At 77.0% G+C, this 12,866-nt stretch carries 13 protein-coding genes; 2 read left to right on the top strand and 11 right to left on the bottom strand.

Annotation, left to right across the window (positions count from 1 at the left end; genetic code table 11):
• Positions 1–375: 375 nt before the first annotated feature.
• From BX266_RS08365 to BX266_RS08340, 5 genes are all read right to left on the bottom strand, one after another.
• A complete protein-coding gene (locus BX266_RS08365; protein WP_259464606.1) occupies positions 376–918 on the bottom strand; it encodes a DUF6529 family protein in 543 nt (180 codons plus the stop codon).
• 1 nt (position 919) lies between these two features.
• The gene (locus BX266_RS38425) at positions 920–1,768 is read right to left on the bottom strand and encodes a hypothetical protein (protein ID WP_099898264.1); all 849 of its coding nucleotides are present in this window, start codon (positions 1,766–1,768) and stop codon (positions 920–922) included.
• 171 nt (positions 1,769–1,939) lie between these two features.
• Positions 1,940–2,218, bottom strand: coding sequence for a hypothetical protein (locus BX266_RS08350; protein ID WP_099898263.1), 279 nt, complete (start codon positions 2,216–2,218; stop codon positions 1,940–1,942).
• Between the two features lie 44 nt (positions 2,219–2,262).
• A complete protein-coding gene (locus BX266_RS08345; RefSeq protein WP_099898262.1) occupies positions 2,263–3,963 on the bottom strand; it encodes a prenyltransferase/squalene oxidase repeat-containing protein in 1,701 nt (566 codons plus the stop codon).
• A 34-nt stretch (positions 3,964–3,997) separates the two neighbouring features.
• Complete coding sequence (locus tag BX266_RS08340; RefSeq protein ID WP_099898261.1) at positions 3,998–4,501, bottom strand: NUDIX hydrolase; 504 nt, start codon at positions 4,499–4,501, stop codon at positions 3,998–4,000.
• Between the two features lie 135 nt (positions 4,502–4,636).
• On the opposite strand from BX266_RS08340, the gene BX266_RS08335 reads away from it, so the two are divergent.
• Positions 4,637–6,031 (top strand): cytochrome P450, encoded by a 1,395-nt coding sequence (locus BX266_RS08335; protein ID WP_143686887.1) that lies wholly within the window; start codon positions 4,637–4,639, stop codon positions 6,029–6,031.
• Between the two features lie 22 nt (positions 6,032–6,053).
• Here the strand turns inward: BX266_RS08335 and BX266_RS08330 are convergent, their stop codons facing one another.
• Genes BX266_RS08330 through BX266_RS08320 form a run of 3 tightly spaced genes read right to left on the bottom strand, consistent with a single transcriptional unit; the run spans position 6,054 to position 8,662 of the window.
• Positions 6,054–7,082 carry an NAD(P)/FAD-dependent oxidoreductase gene (locus BX266_RS08330; RefSeq protein ID WP_099907571.1) on the bottom strand — a complete coding sequence of 343 codons (1,029 nt, stop codon included), beginning with the start codon at positions 7,080–7,082 and terminating at the stop codon, positions 6,054–6,056.
• Positions 7,079–7,597, bottom strand: coding sequence for an isoprenylcysteine carboxyl methyltransferase family protein (locus BX266_RS08325; RefSeq protein ID WP_099898259.1), 519 nt, complete (start codon positions 7,595–7,597; stop codon positions 7,079–7,081). The genes BX266_RS08330 and BX266_RS08325 overlap by 4 nt, the downstream gene beginning before the upstream one ends.
• Before the next feature lie 6 nt (positions 7,598–7,603).
• Entirely contained in the window at positions 7,604–8,662 is a 1,059-nt protein-coding gene (locus tag BX266_RS08320; protein ID WP_099907569.1) for a type III polyketide synthase, read from the bottom strand.
• A gap of 186 nt (positions 8,663–8,848) precedes the next feature.
• On the opposite strand from BX266_RS08320, the gene BX266_RS08315 reads away from it, so the two are divergent.
• Positions 8,849–9,667, top strand: coding sequence for a UbiA family prenyltransferase (locus tag BX266_RS08315; RefSeq protein WP_218969239.1), 819 nt, complete (start codon positions 8,849–8,851; stop codon positions 9,665–9,667).
• Between the two features lie 82 nt (positions 9,668–9,749).
• Here BX266_RS08315 and BX266_RS08310 read toward each other — a convergent pair whose 3' ends face one another.
• The 3 genes from BX266_RS08310 to BX266_RS08300 all read right to left on the bottom strand — a co-directional run bounded on the left by BX266_RS08310 (position 9,750) and on the right by BX266_RS08300 (position 12,822).
• Positions 9,750–10,499 (bottom strand): SDR family oxidoreductase, encoded by a 750-nt coding sequence (locus BX266_RS08310; protein ID WP_259464605.1) that lies wholly within the window; start codon positions 10,497–10,499, stop codon positions 9,750–9,752.
• Between the two features lie 71 nt (positions 10,500–10,570).
• Positions 10,571–11,497, bottom strand: a complete 927-nt coding sequence (hemC, locus tag BX266_RS08305; protein ID WP_099898257.1) for a hydroxymethylbilane synthase — start codon at positions 11,495–11,497, stop codon at positions 10,571–10,573.
• Positions 11,498–11,535: 38 nt separating this feature from the next.
• The gene (locus BX266_RS08300; protein WP_099898256.1) at positions 11,536–12,822 is read right to left on the bottom strand and encodes an MFS transporter; all 1,287 of its coding nucleotides are present in this window, start codon (positions 12,820–12,822) and stop codon (positions 11,536–11,538) included.
• Between the last annotated feature and the right edge of the window lie 44 nt (positions 12,823–12,866).

The raw sequence follows: 12,866 nt of genomic DNA, 5'->3' as shown, positions 1-12,866 counted from the left end.
GACTAAGCGCTTGCTTAGGATCATCCGCGAGCCCCCGCTTGTCAACGAGGCGGGCAGCACGGCCGGGCGGCGCACAGCACTCCGCCCGCCCGGAAACCGGCGCCCGGGCGGGCGGGAGTCGGCGGCCGACGGCGCGTCAGCGGGACACGACGGCGGAGACCCGGTCGCCGAGGGCCCGGTCGACGTTGCGCCAGTACTGCAGGACGGGTGCCGGCGCCGGGGGGATCCTGCTCGGACGCCCAGGCGGGCGCCCGCCCCGGCCGCGCGGAGGCGAGGGGCGGCCACCGCGAGTGCCTCCACTCGAACACCGGGACGGGGTCGCCCACCACCGCAGCGCCCGGGCCGTCCGGGGCGCGCAGCGACCCCGTCGCACCGTCAGAAGCCGGGCACGGCGTACCCGTTCAGGAACCACAGCGCCGCCGTCCACCACAGCACCCCGATCGCGCAGAACAGCGCCCCGCCCGCCACCGGCAGCACCCAGCCGGGCAGCCGCCCGTGCCGCACCAGCAGCACCTTCGCCGCGAACGCCCCGTACAGGAAGCAGCCGGCGGTTGAGTGCAGGCCGACCCGCCAGCCGGTGAACTGCACCCCGTACGCCAGCAGGCAGTGCTGGGCGATCGGCAGCGACAGCGCGAACGCCAGCCAGCCGCCCACCCGGTGCCAGGTCCGCACCCGGCGGGCCGGCTGCCCGCTGCCGCGGTACATCGCCAGCGCCAGCACCAGCTGGGCCAGCGCCAGCCCGAACAGCGCCGAGCCGAGCCAGGACTTCAGCCGCAGCGCGTCCTCGCCGGACGCCCCGAACAGCGAGCGCCCCGGGTCGGGCAGGTGCTCCCACCCGAACCAGAGCAGCCCGAGCGAGATCGCCACCGGCGCCAGCATCGCCAGCAGCAATGGTGCGGCGGAGCGCGACCGGGGCACCTCAGTAGTCCTGCGAACCGTCGTCGCCGCCCGCGCCGCCGTCCGCCGGCTCGACCGGATCGGCCGGCGCGCCACCGCCACCGCCACCGCCGCCCGTGTCGGCCGGGCCGGCGGGCGCGGCAGGCGTCGCGGGAGCGGCGGGGGTGGCCGGGGCGACGGGGGTGCCGGCGGCGGGCGCGGGCGGCGTCGCGGACCCGGCCGGGGCGGCGGGGATCAGCGGGCCGGCGGGGTCGGTGCCCGGGCTCGCGGAGGCGCCCGGGCTCGCCGACGCGCCGGGAACGGCGCCGCCCGCGCCGCGCAGGGTGGCGATGTCCACGCCCACCGGGTCGCCCAGCGAGGTCACCGCGTAGAAGGTGCCGCGGGCGTCCGCCACGGTGTGCCCGGCGGCCTCGCCCGGGCCGCGGTCGCCCGTGTAGTGGTACAGCGGGTGGCCCTTGTAGAGCACCTGCGCCGTGCCGTCCGGCAGGGCGGCCGCGCCCAGCAGCCCGTCGTCCACGCCGGGGCCGGCCAGCGGGAAGCCCGGGGTGGTCACCGGCGGCCAGGCCTTGGCGCACTCGTCCAGGCAGCTGGCGTGCACCGAGTTGTCGGCGCCGTACAGGTACAGCGTGCGGCCCTGCGCGTCCACCAGGATCGGACCGAGCCGGCCCGAGTTGGCCAGCGACACCTTGGTGCCGACCGAGGTCGCGAACCCGGACACCGGCGGGCTGCTCGCGCTGCTCGGCGTGGCGGCCGACGGCGAGGAGCCGGCGGCGGGCGGGGCGCTCGGGCCCGGGTCCGCCGCGCAGCCCGCGGCCGAGAGGGCGGACAGGGAAAGTACCGCGGCGGCGGCGGCACGGCGGGTACGGGGCATCACGGCTCCTGGGAGTCGGCGCAGCGGGGAGGGCGGCTGCCCCCATCCACTCCCGCCGCCCGCCAACCGGCCACTCCAGAGCGGGCCCGCTCCGCAACAGGGGGTAACCCATTGCCCTGGACGGCCCACCGGCCCGCACCGACAGCGCGTCCGGCGCCCGCGCGGAGCCCGCTACGACGGGGCGTCCTCCGGCTCCTCGGCATCCGCCTCCGCGGTGCCCGGCTCGTGGGCCCACACGGTGCGGTCGCCGCCGCGCCAGGCCACCAGGTCGGGGTCGTCCAGGTCGGGCTCGTCGACGCCCGCGCGCCGGATGAACTCGGCCACGTCCTCCGGTGCGGTCGCCCGCCCCACCGTCCGCCCGTAGATCTCCACCCGGCGGTACGGCCGCGTCCCGCGGGTCGGCGGGCGGACCACGACCGGCGGGTGGAATATGTCTCCGGACTCGCTCATAACCCCAGTGTCCCGCGCCCCGGACCGACCGGCATCGGTGCAGGTCAGATGGTGTACGACAGGGCGTGGTGGCCCGGCTGCGGGGAGTGCTCGCGGGGGGCCGGGAGGTCGGCGGGGAACAGCCGGGCGGCGTGCCCCAGGGCCGTCAGGGCGGTGATGTCGGCGAGCAGCGGCACGTCGTGCGCCAGCGGACCCGGGTCGGCCCGGTCCGGGCGGGACGGGACGGAGCCGTCGGGCCGCCGGTGCGCCAGCAGGTGGCGCAGGGCGCGGCGGGCCGGGCCGCGGCCGGCCGGGTGGCGGCCGAGCGCGATCAGCGCGTAGCCGGTGGAGATCGGATCGGACGGGTCGCCCGGGGCGTGCCCCCAGCCGCCGTCGGGGCGCTGGGTGTCCAGCAGCCGCCCCAGGGCGTGCGCGCGGGCCTGGGCGGCGAGCGCGGTGACGGCGACCGGATCGCCGCCGGGCCCGAAGCGCTCCAGCGTCTCGTAGGCGAGCACCGAGCGGAAGATCGCCATGCCCTCGCCGAGGCTCCGGCACCGCTCGAAGCCGCGAGCGGCGAGCTGCCGCTCGGCCAGGAACCCGACCGCCTCCCGCACCACCGGCCGGTGCTCCGGGCTCCCGGCCAGCGCGTTCACCGCGCCCGCGGTCACGGCCGGTTCGGAACCGCCGCCGGTCCCGGCGGCGCGGAAGCCGCCGTCCTGGTTCCGGCACCCCAGCAGGTACTGCTCGCCCGCGGCGAGCGCCACCGACAGCGGCTCGGAGCGGACCCGGTCGGTGACGGCGCGCAGGAACTCCACGGCGTACGCCGTGCTGTCGACCTCGGACGCCGCGCCGCCCCGGGTGAACGCCCACCCGCCGTCCTCGTTCTGACGGCGCGCCAGTGCCCGGGCGAGCGGACGCAGGGCGGCCGTCGGAGTACCGGCGGCCGCCAGCGCGACACCGCCGGTGGCGGTGGCGAGGACGTCCAGGCCGGTCACGAACGGGAGTCCGCCGTCCGGGGCCAGGTCTCGGCCCAGCTCGGCGGCCCTGGCCCGGACGGCCGGCAGGTGTTCGGGGTGGTGGCGCAGCGCCAGCAGGGCCAGCAGTCGGACCAGGTGGTTGGCGTACGGCGGCGGCCCCGGCTCGGCGGCCGCGGCCAGCGCGCGCCGGTCGGCCTCGGCGAGCGGGCGGGCCGTCCCGGTGCCGGCCGCGTGCAGCACCCTCAGCGCGGCGAACTCCCTGGCCTGGCAGTCGGGTCGGCCGTCGGAGTCGAAGGCGGTCGAACCGCCCGGCAGCGCGGGGAACGGCCCGGCGCCGAGCTCGGCCAGCAGGATGCGGAGGGTCAGCCGCGTCCGGGCCGAGGCGGACTGCTCGAATCCGACCAGGAGTTGAGCCACCGCGTACGCCCCGTCGACCGGCTCGCCGAGCGCCGCGCGGGCGGCGGCCAGCTGCACCGGGTCGGCCCGGAGCGTCGGGTCGGCCCCGGGCGTCCGGTCCGGGCGGGGCGCGGAGCCCGCCCGCGGCGCCGGATCGGAGCCGCCCCGGGCCAGGCCGCGTCGCAGCCACCGGGTCAGCCGCTCGCGCAGGGCGGGTGCGGTGTCGGTGACGGTCAGCAGGTGCAGGGCCAAGGCGGTCTCCAACAGCCGCCCCGCGCACGGGGCGTGCAGCAGCCCGTCGGGCCCGACGGCGGCGGTGAGCCGGGAAGCCAGCCCGGCGCGGGCGGTGGCCAGTGGGCCGGGACCGGCAGGGCCGGGGGAGTCGATCGCCATGGCGGGTGCGCTCTTTCCGTTCGGGAGCGAGAGGTCAGCCGGTGGGGAAGAGACGGCGGACGGCGTCCAATCCGGCCGGGACCAGCGGCCGGTGACTCCCGGCCAGCAGCTCCGCGGGCTCGACGAACCCGCACCAGGCGACCTCGCGCGGGTCGGGCCGCGGCGGCCGGTCGGTGAGCAGCCGGTGCACCACCAGGAGGCCCGCCCCGGACGGGTCGTCCGCCCGGCGGTACCACTCCGCCAAGTCCGCCCCGGGGAAAGCGGACTCCACCGCCCGGCGGCACTCCCCGGAGCGGACCCCGGCGCCCGCCAGCACGTCGAACCACCCGGGGTAGGCGCGGGCCCGCTCGGCGCGCCGGTACAGCAGCACCCGACCGGCCGGATCCACGCAGACCGTCGCCGACCGGCGCCGAAGCAGCGCGCTCGGGGCCGGCCCGCCGCGCGGGGCGACCGGCCCGGCGTCGGCGTCCACGACGCGGAGCCGGCCGGGAGGCGCGGCGATGGCGGAGTCGTCCGCCGGCGCGGGGGAGGCGTGCACGGGCAGTCCCGTCTGTCGCAGGGCCGGAACCGGGCGAGCGGCAGAGCTCGGAACGCGCTCTGACACTGAATCACCGTCCGGATGCGGCACGATTGTTGCACATCGTGGTTGATCCGTGACGTATCGTAGGCAATCGTGTGCGCAAGCCGGGAGTCCTCGCCGACCGCCGGGCCGGTGCGCCCGGATCCGCTCGCCCGTCCCGCTGCTGCCGTCACCGTGCCCGGCGGTCTGCCGCTGCTCGGCCACCTGCCGGCGATGCTGTCCCGCCCGCTCGCCTTCCTCGACACCCTCCCCGCGCACGGCGACCCGGTCCGGATCCGGGTCGGTCCGCGCGAGCTGTACGTGGTCAGCGGACCGGAGTCGACACACCGCGTACTCACCGACCGCGCCACGTTCGACCGCACCGGGCCGCTCTACGGGAAGATCCGCGCCTTCCTCGGCAACGGGCTCGCCTCCTGCCCGCACGCCGACCACCGGCGGCTCCGCCGGATCGTGCAACCCGCCTTCCGGCGCGCCCTGTTGCCGCACTACGCGGCGGCGATGACCGCCGAGATCGAGCAACTCGCCGCGCACTGGCGGCCCGGGCAGACCGTCGACGTCACCCGCCAGGCCTTCCGGCTCACCACCGCCGTCGCCGTCCGCACCCTGTTCTCCTCCGCGCTGGACGCGCCCGCCGCCGAGCGGCTGCGCGACGCGCTGGACGTGCTGCTGCGCGGCCTCTACCTGCGCGTGGTGCTGCCCGGCGCGGACCTGCTGCCGACCCGCTCGCGCCGCACCTACCGGCAGGCTCTCCACGCCTGGCACACGGGCGTGGCCGAGATCATCGCCGACTACCGGGCCCGCGGCATCGACCGCGGCGACGTGCTCTCGCTGCTGATCGCCGCCCGGGACGAGGACGGGCAGCCGCTCGACGAACGCGAACTCGCCGACCAGGTCGCCACCCTGGTGCTCGCGGGCGCCGAGACCACCTCCTCGGCGTTGGCCTGGGCCCTCCGCCTGGTCGCCGAACATCCGGAAGTGGAACGGAAGTTGCACGCCGAGCTGGACGCCCTCGGCGCGGGTACGGCCGCCGCCGGCTGGGACGACCTTCCCCAACTCCCGTACGCCGCCCGGGTGATCGACGAGACCCTGCGGCTGCGGCCGCCCGCCTGGGCGATCAGCCGCAGCACCACCCGCCCGACCGAACTCGGCGGCGTCCGGCTCCCGGCCGGGGCCCTGGTGGTCTGCTGCCTCTACCTCCTGCAGCGCCGCCCCGAGCTCTTCCCGGACCCGACCCGCTTCGACCCGGACCGGTTCGCCGCCGACGCCGTGCCCCGCGAGGCGTACCTGCCCTTCGGCGCTGGAGCGACCAAGTGCCTGGGCGACCGGTTCGGCGCCGTGGAGGCGACCTTGGCGCTGGCGAGCATCGCGCGCCGCTGGCGACTGCGGCCCGCAACGGCGGCCCCGGTCCGGCCGGCGCCCCGCCTCGTCCTCTCACCCGGCCCGCAGCCGATGCTCCTGACCGAGCGCGTCGGCGCACCCGCACGCTGACGGCGGGTCGGGTCGGGGCGGGTCAGTGGGCCAGGAGATTGACGGCGGCGTGGAAGACCGGCGGCAGCGCTGCGGCCAGGGGGACGATCCGCGGGCCCACGGCCGGGTGGTGGCGGGCGGTCAACAGGGCCGCGGTGAGCAGTCGGTAGCTGCGGGTGGCGCGACGCCAGGCAGGCTCGTAGCGGTCCGGGCGGCCGGCGGTGAGGGCCGTGACCGCGGCCTCGGCGGAGGCGAGCGCCAGGGCGATGCCCTCGCCGGTGAGGGCGTCCAGGTACCCGGCGGCGTCGCCGACCAGCAGCACCCGCCCGTGCACCCGGGCGCTCGCCCGCTGGCGCAGCGGGCCCGCACCCCGGACCGGGCCGCCCGGAGCATCCCCCAGGCGCTCCAGCAGCAGTGGGAAGCGCCCCAGTTGCTGATCGAACGGGAGGCGCTCGGTGCCGAGCACCGCCACCCCGACCGTCCCGTCCGCGACCGGGGTCACGTACGCCTCGGCGTGCCGCGACCAGTACACCTCCACCAGGTCGCTCCACGGGCGGACCGCGAAGTGCCGCCGCTGCCCGTACCGGGCCGGGTGGCGCGCGGGGCCCGGGCGGTGCAGTCCGAGAGCGCGCCGTACCGGGGAGTGCAGACCGTCCGCGGCGACGACATGTCGACAGATCAACTCGCCGACGGCGAGGCCCTGCTCCACGCCGGTGATCGCGCCCGCCTTCACCGGCAGCCGCTGCACCCCCAGCTGCTCGGCCCGCTCGGCGAGGGCGGCGTGCAGGGCGGTGCGCCGCACACCAAGGCCGTGGCCGGCGCGGAACCGGGCCTCGGCGGAGCGCGGGCCGTCGGCCTGCAGGTAGCGGATGCCGTGGAACGGGCGGCCCTCCACGGTGACGCCCAACCGGTCCAGTGCCCGTACCGCGCCGGGCATCAGACCCTCGCCGCACGCCTTGTCCACCGGGGTGGGGCGCGGCTCCAGAACCGTGGTGGACAGGCCGGCCCGGGCCGCGTGGATCGCGGTGGCCAGCCCCGCCGGACCGCCGCCGATCACCAGCAGATCGATCACGCCGCGGCCCGACACAGCGTCAGGGCCCGCTCCTCGCAGCGCAGCCGGGTGACCAGCAGCCAGGCGTTCAGCAGCGTGAAGCAGAGCGCCGTCACCCACGCGGTGTGCACCAGCGGCAGCGCGAACCCCTCCACCACCACCGCGACGTAGTTGGGGTGCCGCAGCCACCGGTACGGCCCGCCCGCCACCAGCGGCAGGCCCGGCACCACGATCACCCGGGTGTTCCAGCGCGGCCCCAGGGCCCGGATGCACCACCAGCGCAGCCCCTGCGCGGCCACCGCCAGCACCAGCATCGGCCAGCCCAACGCGGGCAGGAACGGCCGGTCGGCGCCCCACACCTCCACCAGGCAGCCCGCCAGCAGCGCGGTGTGCAGCGCGACCATCGGCGGATAGTGCCGCTGCCCGTACTCCACACCGCCCCGGGCCAGACTCCAGGCCGCGTTCCGGCGGGCGACCACCAGCTCCGCCAGCCGCTCCACGGCGACCAGCACGATCAACACGGTGTAGGCGAGCATCGGCGATTACCAGCGCAGCAGGGTGAGTTCGGAGGCGAAACCGGGCCCGAGCGCCAGCATCAGGCCGAACGAGCCCGGCGGCGGCGGACCTTGGGCCACCACATCGCGCAGGATGTGCAGCACCGACGCCGAGGACAGGTTCCCGCAACGCGCCAGCGACTCCCGGCTCGGCGCCAACGCCTCGGCCGGCAGCCCGAGTTCCTCGCCCAGCGCGTCCAACACCCGCGGCCCGCCGGGATGGCAGACCCATGCCGTCACGTCCCCCGGCTTCAGATCGTGCGCCGCCAGGAACGAGGCCACCTCCTCGCCCACGTGCAGCCGCACCAGCTCCGGGAGTTCGGCGCCCAGCAGGATCCGGAACCCCGAATCGCCGACCTCCCACCCGAGCAGTCGCTCCGTCCCCGGATACAGCCGGCTCCGGGTCGCCACCACCTCCGGGCCGCCGACCGCCGCCGGATGCTCGTCACCGACCGCGAGCAGCGCGCCCGCGCCGTCCCCGAACAGCGCCGTGGCCAGCAGGTTCGCCGTCGAGGTGTCGTCCCGCTGCAGCGTCAGCGAACACACCTCGGCCGCCAGCAGCAGCGCCACCCCGTCCGGACGCCCCGTCAACAGGTTGTGCACGGTGGCCGTCCCCGCCGCGCCGCCCGCACACCCCAGGCCGAACAGCGGTACCCGCCGGACGTCCGGCCGCAGGCCGAGCCGCCCCGCCAACCGGGCCTCCAGGGACGGCGCGGCCACCCCCGTCACCGTCGTCGACACGACGAAGTCCACCTGCTCGGCGGTCACCCCCGCCGCGTCCAGGGCCTGCACCGCGGCCCGCTCCGCCAACTCCGAAGCCGCCACCAGCCAGCCGTCATTGGCCCGCCCGAACCCGTCGAACTCCCCGTACCGCTCCAGCGGGAACGCCAGATGCCGGAAGTCCACCCCCGCCCCCGCGAAGAACCGCTCCGCCAGCGCCCGGGGGCCCCCCGCCCCGGCGCGCAACGCTGCCACCGCCCCGGCCAACTCCCGCTGCCGGTAACGGTGCGCCGGGAGTACCCCGCTCACTGCCGCGATCCGCGTCACCCGGCCCAGCATAGGTACCGAACCCCAGATACCCGGCAATCCCCCCACACCGGGCGAGTCGGACACCCGCCGCCCGTGGTCCGACCCCGGGCTGACGCCCTTTCGGCACCACGCCGCCGCCCTGCCCGGGCGCGCCGCGGCGTGGCCATCCGGTCGGACGGGGGGCGGCGGCCTAGCCTGGGCGGTGTGAGTGGTGTGGTGGCGGTGGGTCGGGGGCGGCTGGTCGGGGGGTTGTTGCGGGCCTGCCATCCGGGGCCGGCGGGGGCGGTGACGGGGCTGGCCGGGGCGATGGCGGTCAGTGCCGGGCGCGGGGTGGTCGGGACGGTGCTGACCACGGGTGCGGTGGCGGCCGGGCAGCTGTCGATCGGGTGGAGCAACGATCTGATCGACCGACAGCGGGACGAGGCGGCCGGCCGCTCCGACAAGCCGTTCGCGGCCGCGGAGGTGACGGAGCGTCAGGGCCGGACGGCGACGGCGTGGGCGGTGGTGTGCTGCGTGGCGCTGTCGGCGGCGTGCGGGGCGGCGGCCGCGACGGTGCACCTGGTCGCGGTCGCGGCGGGCTGGGCGTACAACGTGCGGCTGAAGTCCACGGTGTGGTCCTGGGCGCCGTACGCGCTGGCGTTCGCGCTGCTGCCTGCCTTCGTGACCCTCGCCCTGCCGGGGCGGCCGTGGCCCGCCGCGAACGTGCTCGGCGCGGGCGCCCTGCTCGGCGTGGCCGCCCACTTCGCCAACGTCCTGCCCGACGTGGTCGCCGACCGGGCCGCCGGGATCCGCGGCCTGCCGCAGCGCCTCGGTCCGCGCGCGGCAGCGGCGGCGGCCGTCCTGGCCGCGGCCGCCGCCGCGCTGCTGCTCGCCCCGGGCTGGCCGGTGCTCGCCGTCATCGCCCCGCCCGTCGTGGCAACCCTGTGCGCACCGCGTGGCCGCCTGCCGTTCCTCGCGGTGATCCTCGCATCGGCCCTCGCCCTGGGCGTGCTGCTGCTGGACGGCGGACTGACCGCGGCATGACCGGGACCGGAGCGGGGTCGGGCCGCCTGCGCGGCGTCCGCCGCTGTGGCCCCGTCGGGCCTGGTGGCGCCCCGGGCGCGGGTCAGGCCGTGAAGCCGCCGTCGGCGGCGATCAGGGCGCCGGTGAGGTAGGCGGCTTCCGGGCCGGCGAGGTGGGCGATGGTGGCGGCGATCTCGGTGGGGTCGGCGTAGCGGCCGAGGGCGGTGAGGGAGGCGATGGTGGCGGCGGCGGGGCCGTCGGCGGGGTTGGCGTCGGTGTCGGTGGGGCCGGGGTGGACGAGGTTGACGGTGATGCCGCGGGGGCCGAGTTCGCGGGCCAGCCCCTTGGTGAGGCCGATCAGCGCGGACTTGCTCATCGCGTACAGGGTGAGGCCGGGGAACGGGGTGCGTTCGGCGACGTTGCTGCCGAGGTTGATGATCCGCCCGCCCTGCGGGAGGTGCGCGGCGGCGGCCTGGGCGAGCAGGAACGGGGCGCGGATGTTGACGGCGAGGGTCGTGTCGAGCTGGGTGCGGTCGAGTTCGTCCAGCGGGCCGGTGAGGAAGACGGCCGCGTTGTTGACCAGGATGTCGAGCCGGCCGAGCGTTTTGACGGTCTGTTCGACGGCGGCGGTGAGCGCTTCGTCGCTCGCGGCGTCGGCCCGGACCGCCAGCGCCCGCCGACCGGTGGTCGCCTCGATCCGCTCGGCTAGCCCGCGGGCCCGGCCGGCGCTGTCGCGGTAGGTGAGGGCGACGTCGCAGCCGTCCTCGGCGAGCCGGAGCGCGACGGCGGCGCCGATGCCCCGGCTGCCGCCGGTGACCAGGGCGACGCGTCCTTCAAGTCGGTTGCTGTTCATGACGTCGAGCATCGTCCGGACGCCCGCCGCAGGCTGGCGGCAATCCGACCCCGCGTTCGGGCCGGCAGCAGTCAGTGCGCGGCGGCGGCGCGGGCCCCTTCGAGGATCGTCTCGGCGTCCTGGTCGAGCAGCAGCCCGGCCACGGCGGTGCCGAGCTTCTCGGGTTCGGCGGGGGAGCCGGACAGGGTGGCCTCGATCTGCCGGGTGCCGTCGACGGAGGTGACCTGGCCGTGCAGGGTGAGGATGCCGTCGGCGGTGGTGGCGTACGCGCCGACCGGGACGGAGCAGCCGCCGTGCAGCTCGGCGAGCATCGCGCGCTCCGCCCGGACCTCCGCGTCGGTGGTCGGGTCGCCGCTGCCGGCCAGGAGTTCGCGCGCCTTGGCGTTGTCGGCGCGGATTTGGATGCCGAGCGCGCCCTGCCCGGGGCTGGGCGGGAACTGCGCGACGGGGAGGATCTCGGCGATCTCCTCGGCCCGGCCGAGCCGGTGCAGACCGGCGGAGGCGAGCACGACGGCGTCCAGGGTGCGCAGCCGGCCGAGCCGGGTGGGGACGTTGCCGCGGATCCGCTGCGGCACCAGGTCGGGCCGGACGTACAGCAGTTGGGCGATCCGGCGGGCCGCGGAGGTGCCGACCCGGGCGCCGGTGGGGAGCGCGGTGAGTGCGGCGCCGCACAGCGCGTCGCGGACGTCGGCGCGGGTGGGAGGGGGCAGCAGGACCAGGCCGTCCGGGTCGGCGGTGGGGAGGTCCTTGAGCGAGTGGACGATCACGTCGACCTCGCGGTTCAGCAGCGCCGCGGCCTGGTTGGCGGAGAAGGCGGAGCCGCCGCCGCGTTCGGAGACCTCGCGCAGGGTGGCCTTCCGGTCGAGGTCGCCGTCCTCCAGGATCACCCGGTGCCGGAAGACGACGTCGGGGTGGCGCTCGCGCAGCGGGGCGAGGAACTCCTTGACCTGGGCGCGTGCCAGCTGGCTGGCCCGGGAACCCACCACCAGTTCGATCATCGTCAACTCCCGCCGCCGCGTGTCGCTCTGACGGAATGTTAGCGCGCGGGAACAGGCCCGGTTTCCGACGTAATGTCGGGAACCGGGGCGGTCGGCCGTTCGAGCCGGAGCAGGCCGGGGACGGCGGCCAGCGAGACGGCCAGCAGGAACACCCACGGCCAGGCCGGGCCGTGCGCGAACAGCAGGGTCAGCAGGCCGGGGGAGAGGGCCTGGCCGAGGCTCCAGGAGAGCTGGTTGACCGCCAGGTAGCGGCCGCGCCGGGCCGGGTGGGCGAGGGCGACGCTCAGTTCCTCGCGGCCGGGCGTGGCGACCGTCTCGGCGACGTTGTAGACCAGCATCGCCAGCACCAGTCCGGGCAGCACCGTCCAGCGCGGCAGGCCGGGCAGCAGGGCGAACACCGCGAAGGCGAGCGCGTTGAGCACCGCCCCGGCGGCGGCGGTCCGGGTGGGGCGGTGACGCTCGGTCAGCCGGGAGACCGGGTTCTGGGTGAGCACCACCTGCAGCCCGTTGAGCACCAGCAGCACCCCGGCCAGCGAGGCGTCCAGGTGCAGGGCGGCGGTGACGTGCACGGCGAGCAGCACGCTCAGCACCATCGAGGCCAGCACGAAGGACAGGTTCACCGTCACCATCAGCAGGTACCGGCGGTCCGCGAGCACCAGCCGGTACCCGCCGGCCTCGCGACCGGAAGCGGTGGCGGCCGGGGGAGCCGCCGCGGCGGCCGGGCCCGGCCGCCAGACGGCGAGCAGCACCGCCGCCGCCAGGTAGGAGGCCGCGTTCAGCGACACCAGCAGCCGCAGCCCGCCCGCCCCGCCACCGCCCACCAGCAGCGCGCCGAGCGCCCCGCCGAGGCCCAGGCCGGTGTTGCGCAGCGTCTGCACCAGCGCGAACCAGCGGGTGCGCTCGCCCTCCGGTGCGGCCAGCACCACCAGGCCGGTGCTGGCCGTCCAGTAGCCGGCCTGGCCGACCTGCGCCAGCAGGCAGACCAGCACGATCAGCCAGACCCGGTCGGCCAGCAGGAAGCCGCCGTACGCCAGCGCGGAGAGCGCGTTCGCGGCCGCCGCGACCGGCCGGGCGCCGTGCCGGTCGATCAGCGGGCCGACCGCCAGTGCCGTCGGCAGGGCCAGCAGCCGCGCGGTGGAGACGGCCGCGCCGATCGAGGTCAGCGACAGGTCGGTGGTGCGGGCGAAGTACACCAGGGTGAACGCCAGCACCAGGCCGGTGCCCAGGCTGTCGATCAGGTGCGCGCCGATCAGGCGGCGGTGCCGGCCCGCGGAGGCGGGCAGGCCGAGGCGTTCCCGGAGCGGGACGGGGAGCGGGGTGGTCATGCCCCGAGGCTGCCTGCGATGATCGACCCCGCCCAGGAATTCGA

This window comes from Streptomyces sp. TLI_171 (genome assembly GCF_003610255.1).
Taxonomy (GTDB): Bacteria; Actinomycetota; Actinomycetes; order Streptomycetales; family Streptomycetaceae; genus Kitasatospora.
The sequence above is the reverse complement of the archived record's forward strand: the minus strand, read 5'-3'. Positions and strand labels throughout refer to the sequence as shown.